This is a genomic window from Clostridium tanneri, assembly GCF_033659955.1.
Classification (GTDB): domain Bacteria; phylum Bacillota; class Clostridia; order Clostridiales; family Clostridiaceae; genus Clostridium_AM; species Clostridium_AM tanneri.
In genome coordinates, this window is the sequence record NZ_JARUJP010000003.1 from 21,750 (window position 1) to 38,801 (window position 17,052).

Here is a 17,052-nt window from a genome sequence, read left to right on the forward strand (position 1 = left end):
TATTCCACCCCGTTACAGTTGAAATGAAAATAAATTTGTAAAAGCAATAAGAAAGGAAGTAATTAAATGAATAATTTTACTTATGATATCCCTGTTAAAGTATATTTTGGTGAAAACCAGCTTGGAAATCTTGGCGAGGAACTAAAGAAGTACGGTAAGCGGGTTTTACTTACATATGGTGGAGGTTCTATTAAGAAAATTGGATTATATGACAAAATTGTAGCTGAGATAAAAAATGCAGGACTTGAATTGTTCGAGCTTTCAGGTATTGAACCAAATCCTCGTATTACATCTGTTAATGAAGGTGCAGAAATCTGTAAAAAAGAGAAAATCGATGTATTACTGGCTGTAGGTGGAGGTTCTACCATAGATGCTACAAAGTTTATTGGAGCAGGAGCTTACTATGATGGAGATGCATGGGACATTCTTACGGGAAAAACGCCTGTTACCAATTGCCTGCCTATCATTACAGTACTTACACTGTCTGCTACTGGATCGGAAATGGATGCAGGTGGCGTTATCAGTAATTTAGACACAAAGGATAAAATTGGTTACATACATCCTATGTTGCTTCCAAAAGTATCTTTCCTTGACCCAACAAATACTTATACAGTTAGTCCATATCAGACTGCATGTGGTGCAGTAGATATAATGTCTCATATTATAGAAGTGTATTTTAACATGAATCAAGATTTGTATATGTTAGACACTGCGGCAGAAGGTTTTATGAAAACTGTAATCAAATATGCCCCAATAGCAATGAAAGAGCCAGAAAACTATGAAGCTCGTGCAAACCTCATGTGGACCTCATCCTGGGCGATTAATGGTTTTATAAACGGTGGCAAGAGACAGGCATGGAGCTGTCATCCAATGGAGCATGAGCTGTCAGCATATTATGATATAACCCATGGTCTAGGGCTTGCTATTTTGACACCACGCTGGATGGAATATACACTGGATGAAACAACAGTATCAAAATTCTATCAGTTCGGATGCAATGTATTTGGTATTGATAAGGATATGGAACCAATGGCTGTTGCAAAGAAGAGCATTGCGATGTTATCTGACTTCTTCTTCAATACACTTGGTTTAAAGAGTACTTTCACAGAAATAGGAATTGATCAAGATAACTTTAGCATAATGGCTAAGAAGGCTTGCGGAGGTAGTGTTCTACCTGGATTCAAAGCTTTGAAGCAGCAGGATATTGAAAATATCTTTAAGATGTGTCTATAAAAACCTAGTTTATTAATTGTAACGCACTTGCATTAAAAGCAGGTGCGTTGTTTCAAAGCAAGAATATTCAAAGAGATACTAGCTAGGAGGAGTTAGCCCTAGCTAAATCTTTGTTATAAATCTATAATAGAAGAGTGTAGTTAAATTTCATGGGAATCGTATAAAATTACTCTTCACTTGGAGATGGCTCCAAGTGATATGCTTAATTGTGAGGTGTATAATATGGAATATCGGGTTTTAGCAAGAACGGGAATTAAGGTAAGTGCCATTGGTATCGGCGGCGAAGGATTTGAAAATAAAAGTTATGAGGAATGCGAAGCAATTATTGATTGTGCATTTAAAGAAGGTATTAATTTTATCGATATATATAATTCAAACCCTGAGGTTAGAAGCAACGTTGGTAGAATTTTAAGCAAGTATCCACGGGATAGCTTTGTTATTGAAGGACATCTATGTTCCACCTGGGACAATGGCCAATATCGTCGTACCAGGGATTTTAATGAAGTCGTCAGCGCATATGAAGATCTTTTAACCAGAATGCAGTTGGACTACGTGGATATAGGAATGATTCACTACGTTGATGATGATAAAGATTTTGATAGCATCTTTAACGGAGAAATAATCAAATATGCAAAGGAATTAAAAGAAAAAGGGGTAATTAAGTACTTAGGAATGTCAACACACAATACTGATATTGCTTTTAGAGCAGTGGAAACAGGAATAATTGATGTGATTTTATTCAGTATAAATGCTGCCTATGATATGCTGCCGGCCACTGAGGATGTATACGAACTGTTTGAGGAAAGCACTTTTAAAGACAGGACCTATGAAGGTATTGATCCAAAGCGGGGCAAGCTATACCAAACTTGTGAAAATGTTGGGGTTGCCTTAACTGTCATGAAAGGATATGCTGCAGGTGTGCTTTTAAGCGACAAGCAATCACCCTTTGGGAAGGCACTGACTCCGGTGCAGTGTTTACATTACTGTTTAACTAGACCAGCAGTTGCTTCCGTAATGGTTGGGATATCGAGTAAGGAACAAGTTCTTGCAGCAACTGCCTATGTTACGGAAAGCGATAAAGAAAAAGATTATAGTGAGGTTCTTTCCAATGCTCCAAGGACTTCATTTAGTGGGCATTGTATGTACTGTGGGCATTGTGCTCCCTGTTCTAAAAGGATAGATATTGCAGCAGTAAATAAATATTTGGATTTAGCCTTGATTCAGGAAACTGTTCCTGAAACCTTAAAGAATCATTATGAGTTATTAGAACAGCATGGAAGTGAATGCATAGAATGCGGGGCATGTATGAAAAACTGTCCATTTGGTGTGGATATTATTAATAGAATGAAGGAAGCAGTTAAACTATTTGGTAAATAAACAGCTATAATATCTAAGATAGGAGGTGAAATCCAATGACAATTACAGAAGTAAGTAAAAAATTTAACCTTTCACAGGATACACTCCGCTACTATGAACGCATCGGACTGATTCCAACTGTTAATCGAAATAAAAGTGGGGTAAGGGATTATACAGAGGATGACTGTAGGTGGGTTGAATTTATTAAATGTATGCGAAATGCGGGACTTCCCATTGAAGTATTGATTGAATATGTTGCGCTGTTTCAACAAGGTGATGAGACCATTGAGGGAAGAAAAGAGCTTTTAGTAGAGCAGCGTGAGCAGCTTGTAACAAGAATAGAAGATATGAAAAAAACACTGGAACGCTTGGATTATAAAATTGAAAAATATGATCAATCGGTGGTTAAAAAAGAGAAGGAACTAAAAAAATTACAGGATTAGAAAGAATAGCTTAACATAAAGGGGGGACACTTACTATGTATAGCACAGATCAATTAGTTATTGCATCAAGCTCCAAGCAAAAACTGTAGGATGCAGAGCATATTTTGTTTGGAGCTATTTCAGAGTGTTATAGTTTGGCAAAATAGTTTTGTGCAGTTTTTGCGTTAATATTTACATTAATATTAGTGAATAGGAGCAAAAACATGAAATATGAAAATGCGCAGAATATATTACCAAATGATATTCTTCATCAACTTCAACAGTATGTTGATGGGACATATTTATATATACCTAAGAAAGATAACAATAAAAAATCATGGGGACAAGATAGTGGAGTTAAGCTTGAACTAGCTAAGAGAAATAATGACATATTTCAGAAGTTTCTAGCAGGAACATCCGTTAAAGAACTAGCTAGTAACTACTATCTAACAGAAAATAGTATAAGAAGAATAATAAGAGAATGTAAAGAATCAACTAGATAAATAATAAGAGGAGTATTTGTATGAAGACAAATATTCCTTTTATTTATGTAAGGTTATAAATAAGACAGAATCATTTATGAAATAGCTTTATGAGCAATTGCTGTGATATCATTTTTATTAAATAATAAATAGAAATAAAGGTGAGGAATAATGAAAGAAAATAAATATGATGATATCAATTTTTTTAACCAATATAGTCAAATGCCTCGTTCCATCGGGGGATTAAAGGCTGCAGGGGAATGGCCTGTGCTGCAAAAAATGCTGCCTGATTTACGTAATAAGCGGGTTTTGGATTTGGGATGTGGCTTTGGCTGGCACTGTCAATATGCCGCTGAACAAGGAGCTAAGTCCGTAGTTGGCGTTGACATCTCTGAAAAAATGCTGGAGGTAGCCAAGAAAAAACATCAAGCATCTTCTGTGGAATACAAGCGCATGGCAATTGAAGATATAGATTTTCCTGCAGATAGCTTTGACATAGTTGTAAGTTCTTTAGCGCTTCACTATATTCAATCTTTTAATGACATTTGTAAAAAAGTAAATACCTACCTTTCAAAAGGTGGAGATTTTATTTTTTCTGTGGAACATCCAATATTTACAGCTTATGGGAAACAGGACTGGTACTACGACGAACAGGGCAATCGTATGCACTGGCCTGTTGACAGGTATTTTGATGAAGGAACAAGGAAAGCTATTTTTCTAGGGGAAGAAGTAATAAAATACCATAAAACACTAACTACTTATGTAAACAGTCTTATCAAGTCTGGTTTTGAGTTAACAGAACTAGTTGAACCAAAGGCTGATGCAGCCTTTCTTAAAGCATACCCAGATTGTGAAGATGAGTTACGAAGACCAATGTTTCTTATAATATCTGCTAGAAAAAAATAAATTACTTTAAGTATATGGGCTGTTTACCACTTCAGTGATTATATATATTTTAGAGAAAAAGGAGAGAATTTATGGAATATATAGTTGTTTTAAATGTTGCTTTTGATTTTGGTTATGGAGAAGATACAATCTATCCTGTTATACTTAAAGATAAAAATGAAATGATTTTAATAGATTGTGGGTACCCAGAGTTTCTCCCAAAGTTAGAACAGTCTGCTAAGGAAAAAGGTATTGACTTTTCTGAATTGACAAAGGTAATCATAACACATCATGATCACGATCACATGGGAAGCTTAACTGCAATCAAGAGAAAGTATCCGAAGGTTCAAGTAATTGCAAGTGAAAAGGATGCTCCTTATATTGAAGGAAAGGCTAAATCATTACGACTTCAGCAGGCAGAACAAACTCAGTTACTTTTGCCTCCAGAACAACAGGAGGCAGGCAGAGTATTTCAGGATATGTTAAAAGCCGTTGAAAATGTAGAAGTAGATTTCACTGTAAAAGATGGAGATTACTTTCCTTGGTGCGGAGGAATGGAGATTGTGGAAACTCCTGGACATATGCCAGGGCATATTTCACTTTATATAAATAAGTTTAAAGTTTTAATTAGTGGAGATGCACTAGCAATAGAAAATGGTAAACTTAAACTCGCAGCACCACAATTTACCTTGGATATGCCGGAAGCAAAAAAATCTGTTTTTAAATTGCTAAATTATGATATAGAAAAAATAATCTGCTATCATGGAGGTGAATATAAAGAAAATATACCAGAGGCTCTACAGAATATTTGAAGCTACTCCCAAAGATAGAAAAATAATGCCACATCTTCCTATCCCCTAGTGGTTAGAATGTTAAAATAGGTAAAAGAGGTACTACTAAATGGAAAGTAGTACTTCTTTATTTTTTGGGAATACTAGTAACAATCAGTATTAAGACGCAAAGAACAGCAAATGTAGATATTTACATTTTTTAATAATATAAATACCGAAAGGATAATTAACATGAACTTTCCAGATATACATACTAATTTTTGGGATGCCGTAATTGCAGTGCCGTTAATTGTTTTATTAACACAGATTTTTAAGCTGTTTCCGATACCGCGAAAATATTTTCCAACAATTGCAACAATAATTGGATTTATTATCTCAATATTTTTTAGTCATCGAGGGAATCTAAGTGCTGGTATTTTTATGGGTGGTTTTTATGGATCAGCAGCTGTTGGATTGTATTCATCATTAAAAACAGCATGGTTAGCACATAGAAAAAAAAGAAATAGTTCTTAAGTTTCACTTAATGATAAATGGCACACAGTTATTCCAACCGGCAATACTACAACGTAGAGGTGGTATTATTGAAGTATAAAAAGAATAAGATAGTTCATTTTCTTATATTTGGCAGTATATATTTGAATATAGAAGTATTTTCAAGGGCTTATGGCGGTGCATTAGTAGGCTTTGATGGAATATCCAAATGGAGCTTATGTGGTTGGACTTCCTTATGGATGTTCCCAATAGGTGGGTTTTGTGCAGTATTAATTGGGTCTTTAAATGATGTGCCTGGCTATTACAATTTGAAGATGTGGCAGAAGATGATTATGGGAGGTTCTTTGATTACTGGAATAGAATTACTTGCAGGTATATTTTTCAATATATACTTAAGCTTAAATCTATGGAATTATTCTCATGATAAATCTAATTTCATGGGTCAGATATGTTTTCGAAATTGCATATGGTGGTACATGTTAACTGTAGTCATTATTTGGCTTGATGATGTCTTGACTAATTATCATTATGGAGAAGAAAAAACGGGAAGTTTATTTAGTTATTTTAGAAAGTTAGTTACATTGCAATAGAATAAGACCTATTAATTTTGTGTAAAGAGGACTGATGTAATTTCAGCAGTCCTCTATCTTAGAAGCCATTCCTCAGCTTCTTCTTTACTTCCATACATTCTAAAATGATTGCCCTTATTGGTTTCTAAGGCCATTTCTCTAAATCTGCCTTTTTCCATGATCTCCTGGGGAATGACAGCCACAGTTTTTACACCATAGTTAATAAACTTTTGAAGCATATCACCTGCTACTCTAGTCTTAAGCTTGAAGAAGTCTTTAGATAAGGCAGCATAATGGATCATAAGCAGATATGTGTCATGTTCACCGGTTAAAGCTACTAGGTCAAGTGCATCATTCTCAGTACTTAAAGGGTTGGTAGCGGAAATCAACTCTATGTATTTTTTATTATTCATTTCTATAATTTGATAATTCATTTTATCTTTCTCCTTTATATCTAGATTTTCAAATAACTTTTGACGGGTTTCTCGGACCCAATTCAATTCATTATTATAGGTTGAAATAATATTTTCTGAAATCCTCTCCCATATAAATCTTTCTCTAGTGCTTCTATTAGGCCAGTGAAGAGCACGTCTGTCTTTTTCCTGCTGCATAACTAACTGCACTTGGAGTTCCTCTTCATATTTGGAGAGTAATTGATTTAGTTCCTGAGTATTTAACATATCTGACCATGCAAGCTGTATTAAAAATGTCTTTTTTATCTCAGGAGCTTCTGGTGATGACATAATCCATTCTTTTAGCTCCTTAAGGCCTTCCTCAGTTATGGTATATATTTTTTTCGAAGGAGAACTATCCTGATGAATCACTTCGCTAGTGACAAGGTCTTCTTCTTGCATCTTAATAAGGGCTTTGTAAATTTGATTATTATTACCGGACCAATACAAGAAGGAAGATTCTTCGAAAATCTTTTTTAATTCATATCCTGTGGAGGCTTTAGAGCTTAATATACCTAGTATTGCAAATTTAATTGACATTAATCACACCTCTTTTATTACTAACATAGGTTAATAGTAACATATGTTAAGAGGATGGTCAATAAAAATAATAATAGTGATATTTTTAGCTATTTGTTTTTTAGACTTATTTAATAGAATAATACCGAAAAAATACTAATTAAAGTTTCAGTATTTTGCATAATATATAACTATAGTGAAAGATAGGGAGGACAATATGAATAAAAAGTTATATAAATCAAGTTCTAATAAAATGATTTCAGGGGTATGTGGCGGGATAGCTGAATTCTTTGATATTGATCCTACTATTGTGCGTCTAGCCTGGGTACTATTTGCATTGGCAGGCGGAAGTGGGATATTAGCGTACATAGCTTGTGCAATAATAATCCCTAAAAACACAAATTACTAACAGGATATCAAGGATGAAAAATTAATAAAAACAAATAATTGATAATTTGTTAAATATAAACATAAATGACGCATGTAGAGCATAGCTGGTAAATCTGATTACGGAAAATGCTAGACATGTGTTTTTTGTGTTTAAAATGAAAGGAGTAATATTAAGTCTCTACATCTAATAATTCCAATATGTATATTCACTTTAGTGTTGTCATTTTGTAAGAGTATCAATTCCTCTGTACTTTTGGCAACACATTTAGATGCTATGAATGTCTGCTTATCAGTGATTGGCATAACAGCATAACTATTTCTAATAGTATATTTTTAAGAACTTCTTAAGTTATCATTACAGGATTCTGAGCATTGCTTTGACAAATTATGTTAACCAGGTTATAATAATATTAGTCCGTAGTAGGACTAATATTATTAATGAAAAGGAGTTTTCATATGGAGTGGGTTTATTTAATTCTGGCAATTGCATTTGAGATTTCAGCAACAACCTTGATGAAAATGTCCAATGGTTTCACAAAGATATTACCAACCTTAGGAACGTTTTTAGGATATATAATATGTTTTAGCTTTCTGTCTATAGCATTAAAAAAGATAGATATAAGTGTAGCATATGCAATATGGTCTGCGGCTGGAATAGTTGTGCTGTCTACAATAGGAGTAGTTGTTTTTAAAGAAAATATTAATGTCCTAAAAGTAACGTCTATACTCTTTATTGTATTAGGAGTTATTGGTTTAAATTTAAGTGGAGCAAGTCATTAGTTTATCAATGATTAAGAGAGAAGGTACAACAAATGGATAATAAAGATAAAATTATTGGGCTGATAGACAATTATTACGACGCATGGTTTGAAATAAATAATATATACCATGATTGGGCTAAAAGACATGGAATGCAGGATACAACATTGTTTGTTTTATATGTGATAAAAAATACAGTTCCATATTGTACACAAAGTGAAATTTGTAATAAGTTATACTTGCCTAAACAAACTGTTTCACAAATATTATCCGGACTTGAAAAGGATGGATATATAATTAGAGAGCCAAATACTAAAGACCGTAGAAACAAAGTTATTAGGCTTACTGAGGAAGGAACAAGTTTTGCAACCTCTATCCTGGAGGAATTAAAGTCTGCAGAGATTGAGGCTTTTAGTCAAATGTCAGAAAAACAACGCAGCACTGTAGTGGAAGGTTTTAAGCTATTGTGCGATTCATTAAATAAAAGTCTTTCTAAGTAATGTACCAAGGGGATTAGAGCTACCTCTGTGTTCCATAACACAGTTAGGTAGCTTAATATTTTTATGATTTAGAGTATACTTAACTGGAATCTTGGTAATTTAAAAATATAAAGGCTATTATAAACTTGGCATTGACATTTATCGTAATAATTAGGTATCATAAATATTAGACCAGTCACTATAATTTTATTAGAAAGGTATATTGCTATGAGTAGTAAGGTAAATACACGAGAAAAACTTATAGAAACTGCATCCAAGCTTTTTGAAACTAAGGGATATTATGCAACAGGTCTAAATGAAATTTTGATAGAAAGTGGAACTCCAAAGGGTTCCTTATATTATCATTTTCCAAAAGGAAAAGAGCAACTTGCATTAGAAGCTATAAATTCAGCAGGGGAAAAAATAAAATCTAAACTTGAGAGTATCTTAAATAGTAATATAAATCCAGTTGATGCTATTATATCTAGTATAGAACATATAGCGACATTAATTGATAATGATCAAAAAATTAAAGATATGTCTATAAGTTTGATAGCTTTAGAAACATATCTAACAAGTGAAGCTTTAAGAAAAGCTTGCGAAGAAATTTTTACTTCATTAGGGAGTATATATGCTAAAAAACTTATCAATTCTGGGATAAATGAAAATGATGCATATAAATTAGGTGATGTAATTGCAGCAATGATAGAAGGTGGTATGACTTATTCATTGATAAAAAAGAGTGGCAAACCACTTAGATTAATAGCTGAGCAAACACCTAAATTACTAAATATAACTTCAATGGAAACAAAACAATCTAATTAAAAACATTAGTAACTTTTCTAGGAGATCAAAAAATAAAAATTATGTGAAAATGATCAGTGAAAAGGCTGCTTAATTGTTTAAAAACCAATTATCAACTTTTCCACTGATGTAATATAATTAGTTGAAATTTACAAATGAGGAGGCGAATAGGCATTTTAGATGTCAATTATATGAGAAACTTATTTAGTGTTGGTATAGATATTGGATCTACTACAGTTAAAGTTGTTATTTTGAACAATAGAAAACTAGTAGTATATAGTAAATACGATAGACATTATTCAGATATTAAGAAAAAGCTTCAGGAAATTCTAAATGATGCCTATGGAATTATTGGGGACGAGCAGGTCACTGTAATGGTGACAGGTTCAGGTGGAATGAATATTGCAAATAGTATTGGAGCCACCTTTATTCAGGAGGTTGTTGCAGCTACAAAAGCAATAAAAACCTACTACCCTCAAACTGATGTAGCAATAGAATTAGGCGGAGAAGATGCAAAGATTACCTATTTTGAAGGTGGAATAGAGCAAAGAATGAATGGTACTTGTGCCGGTGGTACAGGCTCCTTTATAGACCAAATGGCTTCATTGCTTAAGGTAGATGCTGGAGAGCTGAATGAATTAGCCAAAAATTATAAGGTTATTTATCCTATAGCGGCTAGGTGCGGAGTTTTTGCGAAGACAGATGTACAGCCGCTTTTAAATGAGGGTGTTGCAAAGGAGGATATTGCAGTTTCTGTACTTCAAGCAATTGTAATTCAGACTGTAAGTGGACTAGCCTGTGGAAGAGCTATCAAAGGCAATGTAGCGTTTTTAGGTGGACCTTTATTTTTCCTATCAGAGCTTAGAAAAAGATTTATTGATGTATTAAAATTAAAGGAAGATCAAATAATCTTTCCTGAAAATCCACAGCTATATGTGGCTATTGGGGCTTCATTGTATTCTGATAAAGAAAAATCAGTATCCTTCAAGTCTTTGATGGATAAATTTGAAAATTTCCAAACCCAATCTATTGTTGAGACAAACAGATTAGCACCTCTATTTTCTAATGGGGAAGAATATGAAAAATTTAGACTTAGACATAGCAAAAATTCAGTTAAGAGAAAAGAATTAAATGAATTTCAAGGTCAGTGTTTTTTAGGTATAGATGCAGGCTCCACTACTACAAAAGCAGCTCTTATAGATAGTGAAGGAACACTGCTTTACACTTATTATGGAAGCAATGAAGGAAGTCCCCTTAAGTCTACCATCAGGGTGCTTAAGGAATTATATAGTGTTTTACCAGAGAAGGCTAAAATAGTGAACTCAGCTGTTACTGGTTATGGAGAAGCCTTACTAAAAGCAGGGCTTAAAATAGACATAGGTGAAATAGAAACAGTAGCTCATTATAAGGCGGCGGATTTCTTCTGCCCAGGAGTAGACTTCATATTAGATATTGGTGGACAGGATATGAAGTGTATAAAAATAAAAGATGGTGTTATAGACAGCATACTTTTAAATGAAGCTTGTTCTGCAGGCTGTGGTTCATTTTTAGATACCTTTGCAACTTCACTTAATATGAGTGTAGGAAATTTTGCCGCAAAGGCTATAGATTCTAGGGGACCTGTGGATCTTGGCTCTAGATGTACTGTTTTTATGAACTCAAGAGTTAAACAGTCCCAAAAAGAAGGTGCATCCGTTGAAGATATTTCTGCAGGTCTATCTTATTCAGTAATAAAAAATGCATTATTTAAAGTAATTAAAGCCAGAAATCCTAAGGAACTAGGCAATAAAATAGTTGTTCAAGGTGGTACTTTTTATAATGATGCTGTGCTTAGAAGTTTTGAAACTTTATCTGAAAGGGAAGCTATAAGACCAGATATTGCTGGAATAATGGGAGCTTTTGGAGCTGCTCTCATTGCCAAGGAGAGATATGAGGATGGTTATGAAACAAGTTTGATAGATGAACAAAGCTTAGAAAATTTTGATGTTTCAACTAATATAGCTAGATGTAAATTATGTTCTAATAACTGTCTATTAACTATAAATAAGTTTAAAGATGGCGAAAGGTTTGTTTCTGGAAACAGATGCGAAAGAGGTGCTGGTAAACAAAAGGAGAACAACTCTCTGCCAAATTTATTTGAATATAAATATAACCGACTTTTTCAATATGAACCATTGTCAATTGAAGAAGCGAAAAGAGGCGCTGTAGGTATACCAAGGGTTCTGAATATGTATGAAAATTATCCCTTCTGGTTTACCGTATTTACAGAACTAGGCTTTAGAGTTGAGTTATCGGACAGGTCTTCAAAAAAGATTTATGAAAAAGGAATTGAAACTATACCTTCAGAGTCTGTATGCTACCCGGGAAAGATGGTCCACGGACATATTATGAATCTTTATGAAAAAGGTATAGACTTTATATTCTATCCCTCTATTACCCATGAACAAAAGGAACAAAAGTATGCAGATAATCATTTTAACTGTCCTATAGTTACTTCATATCCTGAGGTAATAAAAAATAACATAGATGTAATAAGAGAAAAAAATATATTGTACATGAAGCCTTTTTTGCCTCTTGATAACAAAAAGAGAATGATAAGCAGATTGCAGGAAGAGCTGCAGGTATTTAATATTGATAGAAATGAAATAGCAGAAGCGGTAATTAAAGCTTATGAAGAACAGGAAGCCTTTAAGAAAGATATTCAAAGGTCTGGAGAGGACACACTTAAACTAATTAGAGAAAATGAAATAAAAGGTATAGTCCTTGCAGGAAGACCTTATCACATAGATCCACATATAAATCATGGCATACCAGATATGATTAATTCTCTTGGCATGGCAGTACTAACAGAGGACTCTGTAGCACATCTTGGTGAAATTGAAAGACCACTTAGAGTGGTGGACCAGTGGGTATATCATTCAAGATTATATGCAGCTGCCAGCTTTGTTTCAAAAGAAAAGGACTTAGAATTAGTTCAATTAAATTCCTTTGGCTGTGGACTTGATGCTGTTACCACAGATCAGGTACAGGAGATACTGAATGGAAATTCAAAGATTTATACTACCCTTAAAATAGATGAAGGAAATAATCTTGGTGCTGCAAGAATAAGACTTCGTTCTCTTAAGGCTTCTATGGCTGAAAGGGAAAAAAATGGTATAGAACTGAAGAGAGTTAACAACACAACTAAGAGAATTCCTTTTACTAAGGAAATGAAGAAAAATCATACTATATTAGTACCTGAAATGTCTCCAATTCACTTTCAATTTTTGGAGGTGGCTTTTAGAGAGTCAGGTTATAATTTAGTTGTGCTGCCATCTCAGGATAGAGAAGCTATAGAGGTTGGATTAAAATTTGTAAACAATGATGCCTGCTATCCTGCAATAATTGCTATTGGACAGCTTTTAGAAGCCTTACAATCTGGAAAATATGATATAAATAATACCTCAGTTATGATATCTCAAACTGGCGGAGGCTGTAGAGCTACAAATTATATTGGATTTTTAAGAAAAGCCTTGAAGGATGCAGGTTTTGAAAATATACCGGTAATATCTTTAAATGCCAATGGAATGGAGAAAAATCCGGGATTCAAGCTTTCTATACCTTTACTTGATAGAGCTATGATGGCTTTAATTTATGGTGACTGCCTTATGAGTGTACTATATAGGGTTAGGCCCTATGAAAAAGTTAAGGGATCTGCAAATAAGCTTTATGAAAAGTGGGTCAAGATTTGTAAGGCTGCTTTAAAAAATAAAAACAAAGCAAGTTTTAAAAGAAATATTGAAAATATAATAAGAGACTTTGATGAGCTAGAAATAACTGATGAAGTTAAACCTAAAGTAGGACTAGTTGGAGAAATACTTGTAAAATTCCATCCAACAGCAAATAATAACGTGGTAAGTATAGTAGAGGCAGAAGGAGCAGAAGCTGTAATGCCAGCTTTAACAGACTTTTTACTTTATTCTGCTTACGATAATGATTATAAATACAAATATTTGTCTGGAAGCAAGCTTTCACAGATTTTAGGGAATTCAGCTATTGCTATTATTGAATTTTATAGAAGCACCTATAAGAAAGCACTAGCTAGCAGTAATAGATTTTATCAGCAAAAATCAATAAAGGAAATAGCTAAAGGAGCTTCTACAGTTGTAGATTTAGGTCATATTACTGGAGAAGGCTGGTTCTTAACAGGGGAGATGGTAGAGCTTATTGAAAATGGAGTTAAAAATATTATTTGTATGCAGCCTTTTGCCTGTTTACCTAACCATGTTACTGGAAAAGGAATGATGAAGGAGTTAAAAAGGGTTTATCCTGGAACTAATATAGTAGCCATAGACTACGATCCTGGTGCCAGTGAAGTAAATCAGTTAAACAGAATAAAGCTTATGATATCCACAGCTTTTGAAAATATTGAGGAATTGCAAGCTTATGATGCTAAGTCACATATTAAGCCTGATTTTGAGCCGGCCAATGGCTTAGCAAATTCCTTTAATTTTAAGGCAAAGGAAACCTAAGCTTATCCCAGACTGCTGATAAACATATTTTGTCAGCAGTTTTTTCTTTTGGTTATCTCCGATTTAGGCCTTTAGAAGTTACTTTAAAGCGTATAGAAATTGAGGTTTTTAATCAAATGTCAGAAAAACAGCACCTTATAGGTATTATATTACATAATCAAGGGAATACTTATATTTTACTATATATAAATTAGAAAAATATAAGTATAAAAGAGTATGTATGAATACTATTATCACCCTATTTTTGAGAACACAACTGCTAGAGATAACCAGAAACTTTATAAAGATTAAAACTAAATATTATGAGGTAAGTATGGAGAAAAATATTAATAAAAATATTGATTATAGTAAAGATACCTACAATCTTCCAGTAAGGCTATATCCTAAATATATGGCAAGTATTAAAATATTTATTATATTTCTAACTCTAAGTGCATTAGCTCTTAGTTATTTATTAATTACCAATAAAATACATAATAGTGATACAGAATCCTTAGTTGATTTTATTATGATTATTGCATTCTTTCTACTTTTAGGAATGGACTTAATTCACGGAGAGGTGCTGCATAAGCAATATATTGAACTAAACAACGAAGGAATAAAAGTGAAGAGTTTATTATTCTCAAGGTTTATAAAATGGAGTGATATACTTTCCATAGGAATAGTAAAACACTTCCGAACAACTGAATATATTGCAATTACAAAGGCAGAATCTGAAGGAATTCTTAAAAAAATAAGGAAATACTTAGCTTATGGAGAGTATATTTCTGTAAGATTAGAAAAGTATTCAGAAATTGAACCCCATATGTTTATAAACACAGTGGAAAAAAAGATGAGTAAGGATAACTATATTCAATTAAAGAAATATTAAAGCTGTCTTTGTATACGCTAAGACAGCTAAATAACCTAAGATTTTTGTGATTCAGAATATACTTTGGTAAAAGGCTGGTGATTAAAACAATAGATGCCTTTATGCAAAAATAAGTTATCGGACAAAAGACTCAGTTGCTTTAGTAAGTGCATCCTCTAACCACAGCGGGTGCATCTTCAACATATCCGACGGTAAATGATCACAGGAAAAGTAACGTAAATCCAGCGTTTCTGGTGGACAAACTGTAAGATTTCCACCTATTACCTCAGCCTGAAAGCAGCAGGTTACAAAATGAGTTACACGGCCATCTGGATAGTGGAAAACCTGAGAATCAGGCTCAGAATAAACTCCAATCAGCCTAAGTATTCTAACCTGAAGACCTGTCTCTTCTAATACTTCTCTAACTGCAGCATCTTTTACTGTTTCTCCAGGCTCTACATGTCCAGAAGGTATACCCCAGAGTTTAACATCAGCTCTTTTTTGCAGCAATACCTGGTTTTCTTCATTAAATATAATAATAGCTACCCCCGGACGAATTTCTTTGATTTTATCCATATATTATTCCTCCTCAAAAAATAATGGCCCGAGAGGAAAGATTCAGCGCATGAAAAATACGCCGAACCTTCCCCCTCGGGCCTTTTATGCCAATAGGTGCCTTCTGCCTAAGCAGAATCTGTAGCCCTCGGTCGCAGCCCTTAACTACTGTAAGGCGGAACCCTAGCTACCCCATCCCGGTTCATGACTTTATAGAATAAATTATAACAGACTTTAAGTTGTTTTACTAGTTACTTAGTATAGTCTTATGTTCTCTGGCCAAGGTTCCTGTCTTGCTGCTTTCCAGGTTTTATCGATGTATTGATGAGTATAGGCTTGTTCAACTAAATGATACTGATAAGTGCCTCTATCTGTTAATTCGTAGCCTTCATCTGTTTTACGGATAAGTCCCATAAGTATTCCAAGACTTAACTCAAATTTAAATACCTGTTCTAACTCAACATTGAAAAGTCTTTTAAAGCTTTCTTTACTAATTTTTAAGGTATAGGAATTCCAAAAGAGCCAATATAGAGCACGGGTTCTTTTAGAGAACTTTAGTGTAAGAGCAGTGGGAATATTTCCGTCATTTATACACTTAATATATTCTTTCACTGAAAAGGTATTTATCTTGAAGAAATCCTTTAAAAGGGTGGTGGCGCTTGGCCCAAAGCCTATAAAATTATCTCTTGTAATAGAGGAGTACCTTTGGACATCTTTTTTTCCAAAGGTCCATACAGCAGTTCTTACACATTGAAGCTCATCACTGACAGTTTCAAGATATTCAAGAAGCTTCTTCTTCTCTTTCTTTCCTAAGGGTTTGCTTTTGTTATGGGCATAGGAAAAATCAATGAAAGGATAGGTTGAAACCTGAGTGGCTCCTGAAGTAAAAGCTGTAGTAAAATCTCTTCTTAAATCCTCTTGGCTTTGTCCCTCTATGCCAAAAATAAGATCAACGTCGATAGTATTAAAACCTGCTGCAGCTGCCATCTTAACTTTCTCCGCACCATCAATATATTCTCTTCCTAAAACCTTTAAGCATTTTTCTTCAAAGGACTGAATACCTATACTAACCATGTCAAAACCAATTTCTTTTAGTTTTAATAGAGTTTCAAAACTAATATCCCTTGGATGAAGCTCTAAGCCTATATTGCATTTTATATCAAAATTATTTCTTAAAGCAGTGAGGATATCAGAAAGTTCGTTGAGCATAAGTGCTGGTGACCCGCCGCCAAAATATACACTAGTTATTTTATTCTCTTTTTTATCTTCACTACCTACCATATTTATTTCATTTATCAAAGCATCTTTGTAAGATGCTGCCAGAGATTTATCGTACTTTACCTTATTATAGGGACAGAAGGAACAGATAGTAGTACAAAATGGGATGTGGATGTATATTCCTAGTTCCGGAACATTGGTATTGAGTTCATAAATCCTTTCATTAGTAAAAACAAAAGGCTTAAAAGACTTTGTAAAAAGTAGCCTTAAAAAACTAGTAATCAC

General features: G+C 33.8%; 17 protein-coding genes. 14 read left to right on the top strand and 3 right to left on the bottom strand.

What is annotated here, in order from left to right; genetic code table 11:
• Positions 1-66: 66 nt before the first annotated feature.
• From P8V03_RS03555 to P8V03_RS03590, 8 genes are all read left to right on the top strand, one after another.
• On the top strand, positions 67-1,233 hold the full coding sequence (locus P8V03_RS03555) for an iron-containing alcohol dehydrogenase (protein WP_318796784.1): 1,167 nt from the start codon (positions 67-69) through the stop codon (positions 1,231-1,233).
• Between the two features lie 222 nt (positions 1,234-1,455).
• On the top strand, positions 1,456-2,610 hold the full coding sequence (locus P8V03_RS03560) for an aldo/keto reductase (RefSeq protein ID WP_318796785.1): 1,155 nt from the start codon (positions 1,456-1,458) through the stop codon (positions 2,608-2,610).
• A 35-nt stretch (positions 2,611-2,645) separates the two neighbouring features.
• Complete coding sequence (locus tag P8V03_RS03565; RefSeq protein ID WP_318796786.1) at positions 2,646-3,032, top strand: MerR family transcriptional regulator; 387 nt, start codon at positions 2,646-2,648, stop codon at positions 3,030-3,032.
• Between the two features lie 203 nt (positions 3,033-3,235).
• Positions 3,236-3,514 (top strand): CD3324 family protein, encoded by a 279-nt coding sequence (locus P8V03_RS03570; protein WP_318796787.1) that lies wholly within the window; start codon positions 3,236-3,238, stop codon positions 3,512-3,514.
• A 150-nt stretch (positions 3,515-3,664) separates the two neighbouring features.
• Entirely contained in the window at positions 3,665-4,399 is a 735-nt protein-coding gene (locus P8V03_RS03575) for a methyltransferase domain-containing protein (RefSeq protein WP_318796788.1), read from the top strand.
• Between the two features lie 71 nt (positions 4,400-4,470).
• The gene (locus tag P8V03_RS03580; RefSeq protein ID WP_318796789.1) at positions 4,471-5,190 is read left to right on the top strand and encodes an MBL fold metallo-hydrolase; all 720 of its coding nucleotides are present in this window, start codon (positions 4,471-4,473) and stop codon (positions 5,188-5,190) included.
• A gap of 210 nt (positions 5,191-5,400) precedes the next feature.
• The gene (locus tag P8V03_RS03585) at positions 5,401-5,682 is read left to right on the top strand and encodes a hypothetical protein (protein WP_318796790.1); all 282 of its coding nucleotides are present in this window, start codon (positions 5,401-5,403) and stop codon (positions 5,680-5,682) included.
• A gap of 59 nt (positions 5,683-5,741) precedes the next feature.
• The gene (locus P8V03_RS03590) at positions 5,742-6,251 is read left to right on the top strand and encodes a putative ABC transporter permease (RefSeq protein ID WP_318796920.1); all 510 of its coding nucleotides are present in this window, start codon (positions 5,742-5,744) and stop codon (positions 6,249-6,251) included.
• Between the two features lie 53 nt (positions 6,252-6,304).
• Here P8V03_RS03590 and P8V03_RS03595 read toward each other — a convergent pair whose 3' ends face one another.
• Complete coding sequence (locus tag P8V03_RS03595) at positions 6,305-7,222, bottom strand: PadR family transcriptional regulator (RefSeq protein ID WP_318796791.1); 918 nt, start codon at positions 7,220-7,222, stop codon at positions 6,305-6,307.
• A gap of 196 nt (positions 7,223-7,418) precedes the next feature.
• Between P8V03_RS03595 and P8V03_RS03600 the strand changes: the two genes are divergently transcribed.
• The 6 genes from P8V03_RS03600 to P8V03_RS03625 all read left to right on the top strand — a co-directional run bounded on the left by P8V03_RS03600 (position 7,419) and on the right by P8V03_RS03625 (position 15,015).
• A complete protein-coding gene (locus P8V03_RS03600; protein WP_318796792.1) occupies positions 7,419-7,610 on the top strand; it encodes a PspC domain-containing protein in 192 nt (63 codons plus the stop codon).
• Positions 7,611-8,047: 437 nt separating this feature from the next.
• Complete coding sequence (locus tag P8V03_RS03605) at positions 8,048-8,371, top strand: DMT family transporter (protein ID WP_318796793.1); 324 nt, start codon at positions 8,048-8,050, stop codon at positions 8,369-8,371.
• Between the two features lie 32 nt (positions 8,372-8,403).
• Positions 8,404-8,850: a MarR family winged helix-turn-helix transcriptional regulator gene (locus P8V03_RS03610; RefSeq protein WP_318796794.1), complete on the top strand. Its 447-nt coding sequence runs from the start codon at positions 8,404-8,406 to the stop codon at positions 8,848-8,850.
• Between the two features lie 207 nt (positions 8,851-9,057).
• On the top strand, positions 9,058-9,654 hold the full coding sequence (locus tag P8V03_RS03615; protein ID WP_318796795.1) for a TetR/AcrR family transcriptional regulator: 597 nt from the start codon (positions 9,058-9,060) through the stop codon (positions 9,652-9,654).
• A gap of 170 nt (positions 9,655-9,824) precedes the next feature.
• Positions 9,825-14,144, top strand: a complete 4,320-nt coding sequence (locus P8V03_RS03620) for an acyl-CoA dehydratase activase-related protein (protein WP_318796796.1) — start codon at positions 9,825-9,827, stop codon at positions 14,142-14,144.
• Between the two features lie 313 nt (positions 14,145-14,457).
• Positions 14,458-15,015, top strand: coding sequence for a hypothetical protein (locus P8V03_RS03625; RefSeq protein ID WP_318796797.1), 558 nt, complete (start codon positions 14,458-14,460; stop codon positions 15,013-15,015).
• Between the two features lie 114 nt (positions 15,016-15,129).
• Here P8V03_RS03625 and P8V03_RS03630 read toward each other — a convergent pair whose 3' ends face one another.
• Entirely contained in the window at positions 15,130-15,570 is a 441-nt protein-coding gene (locus P8V03_RS03630; protein WP_318796798.1) for an NUDIX domain-containing protein, read from the bottom strand.
• Positions 15,571-15,804: 234 nt separating this feature from the next.
• Positions 15,805-17,052, bottom strand: coding sequence for a radical SAM protein (locus P8V03_RS03635; RefSeq protein ID WP_318796799.1), 1,248 nt, complete (start codon positions 17,050-17,052; stop codon positions 15,805-15,807).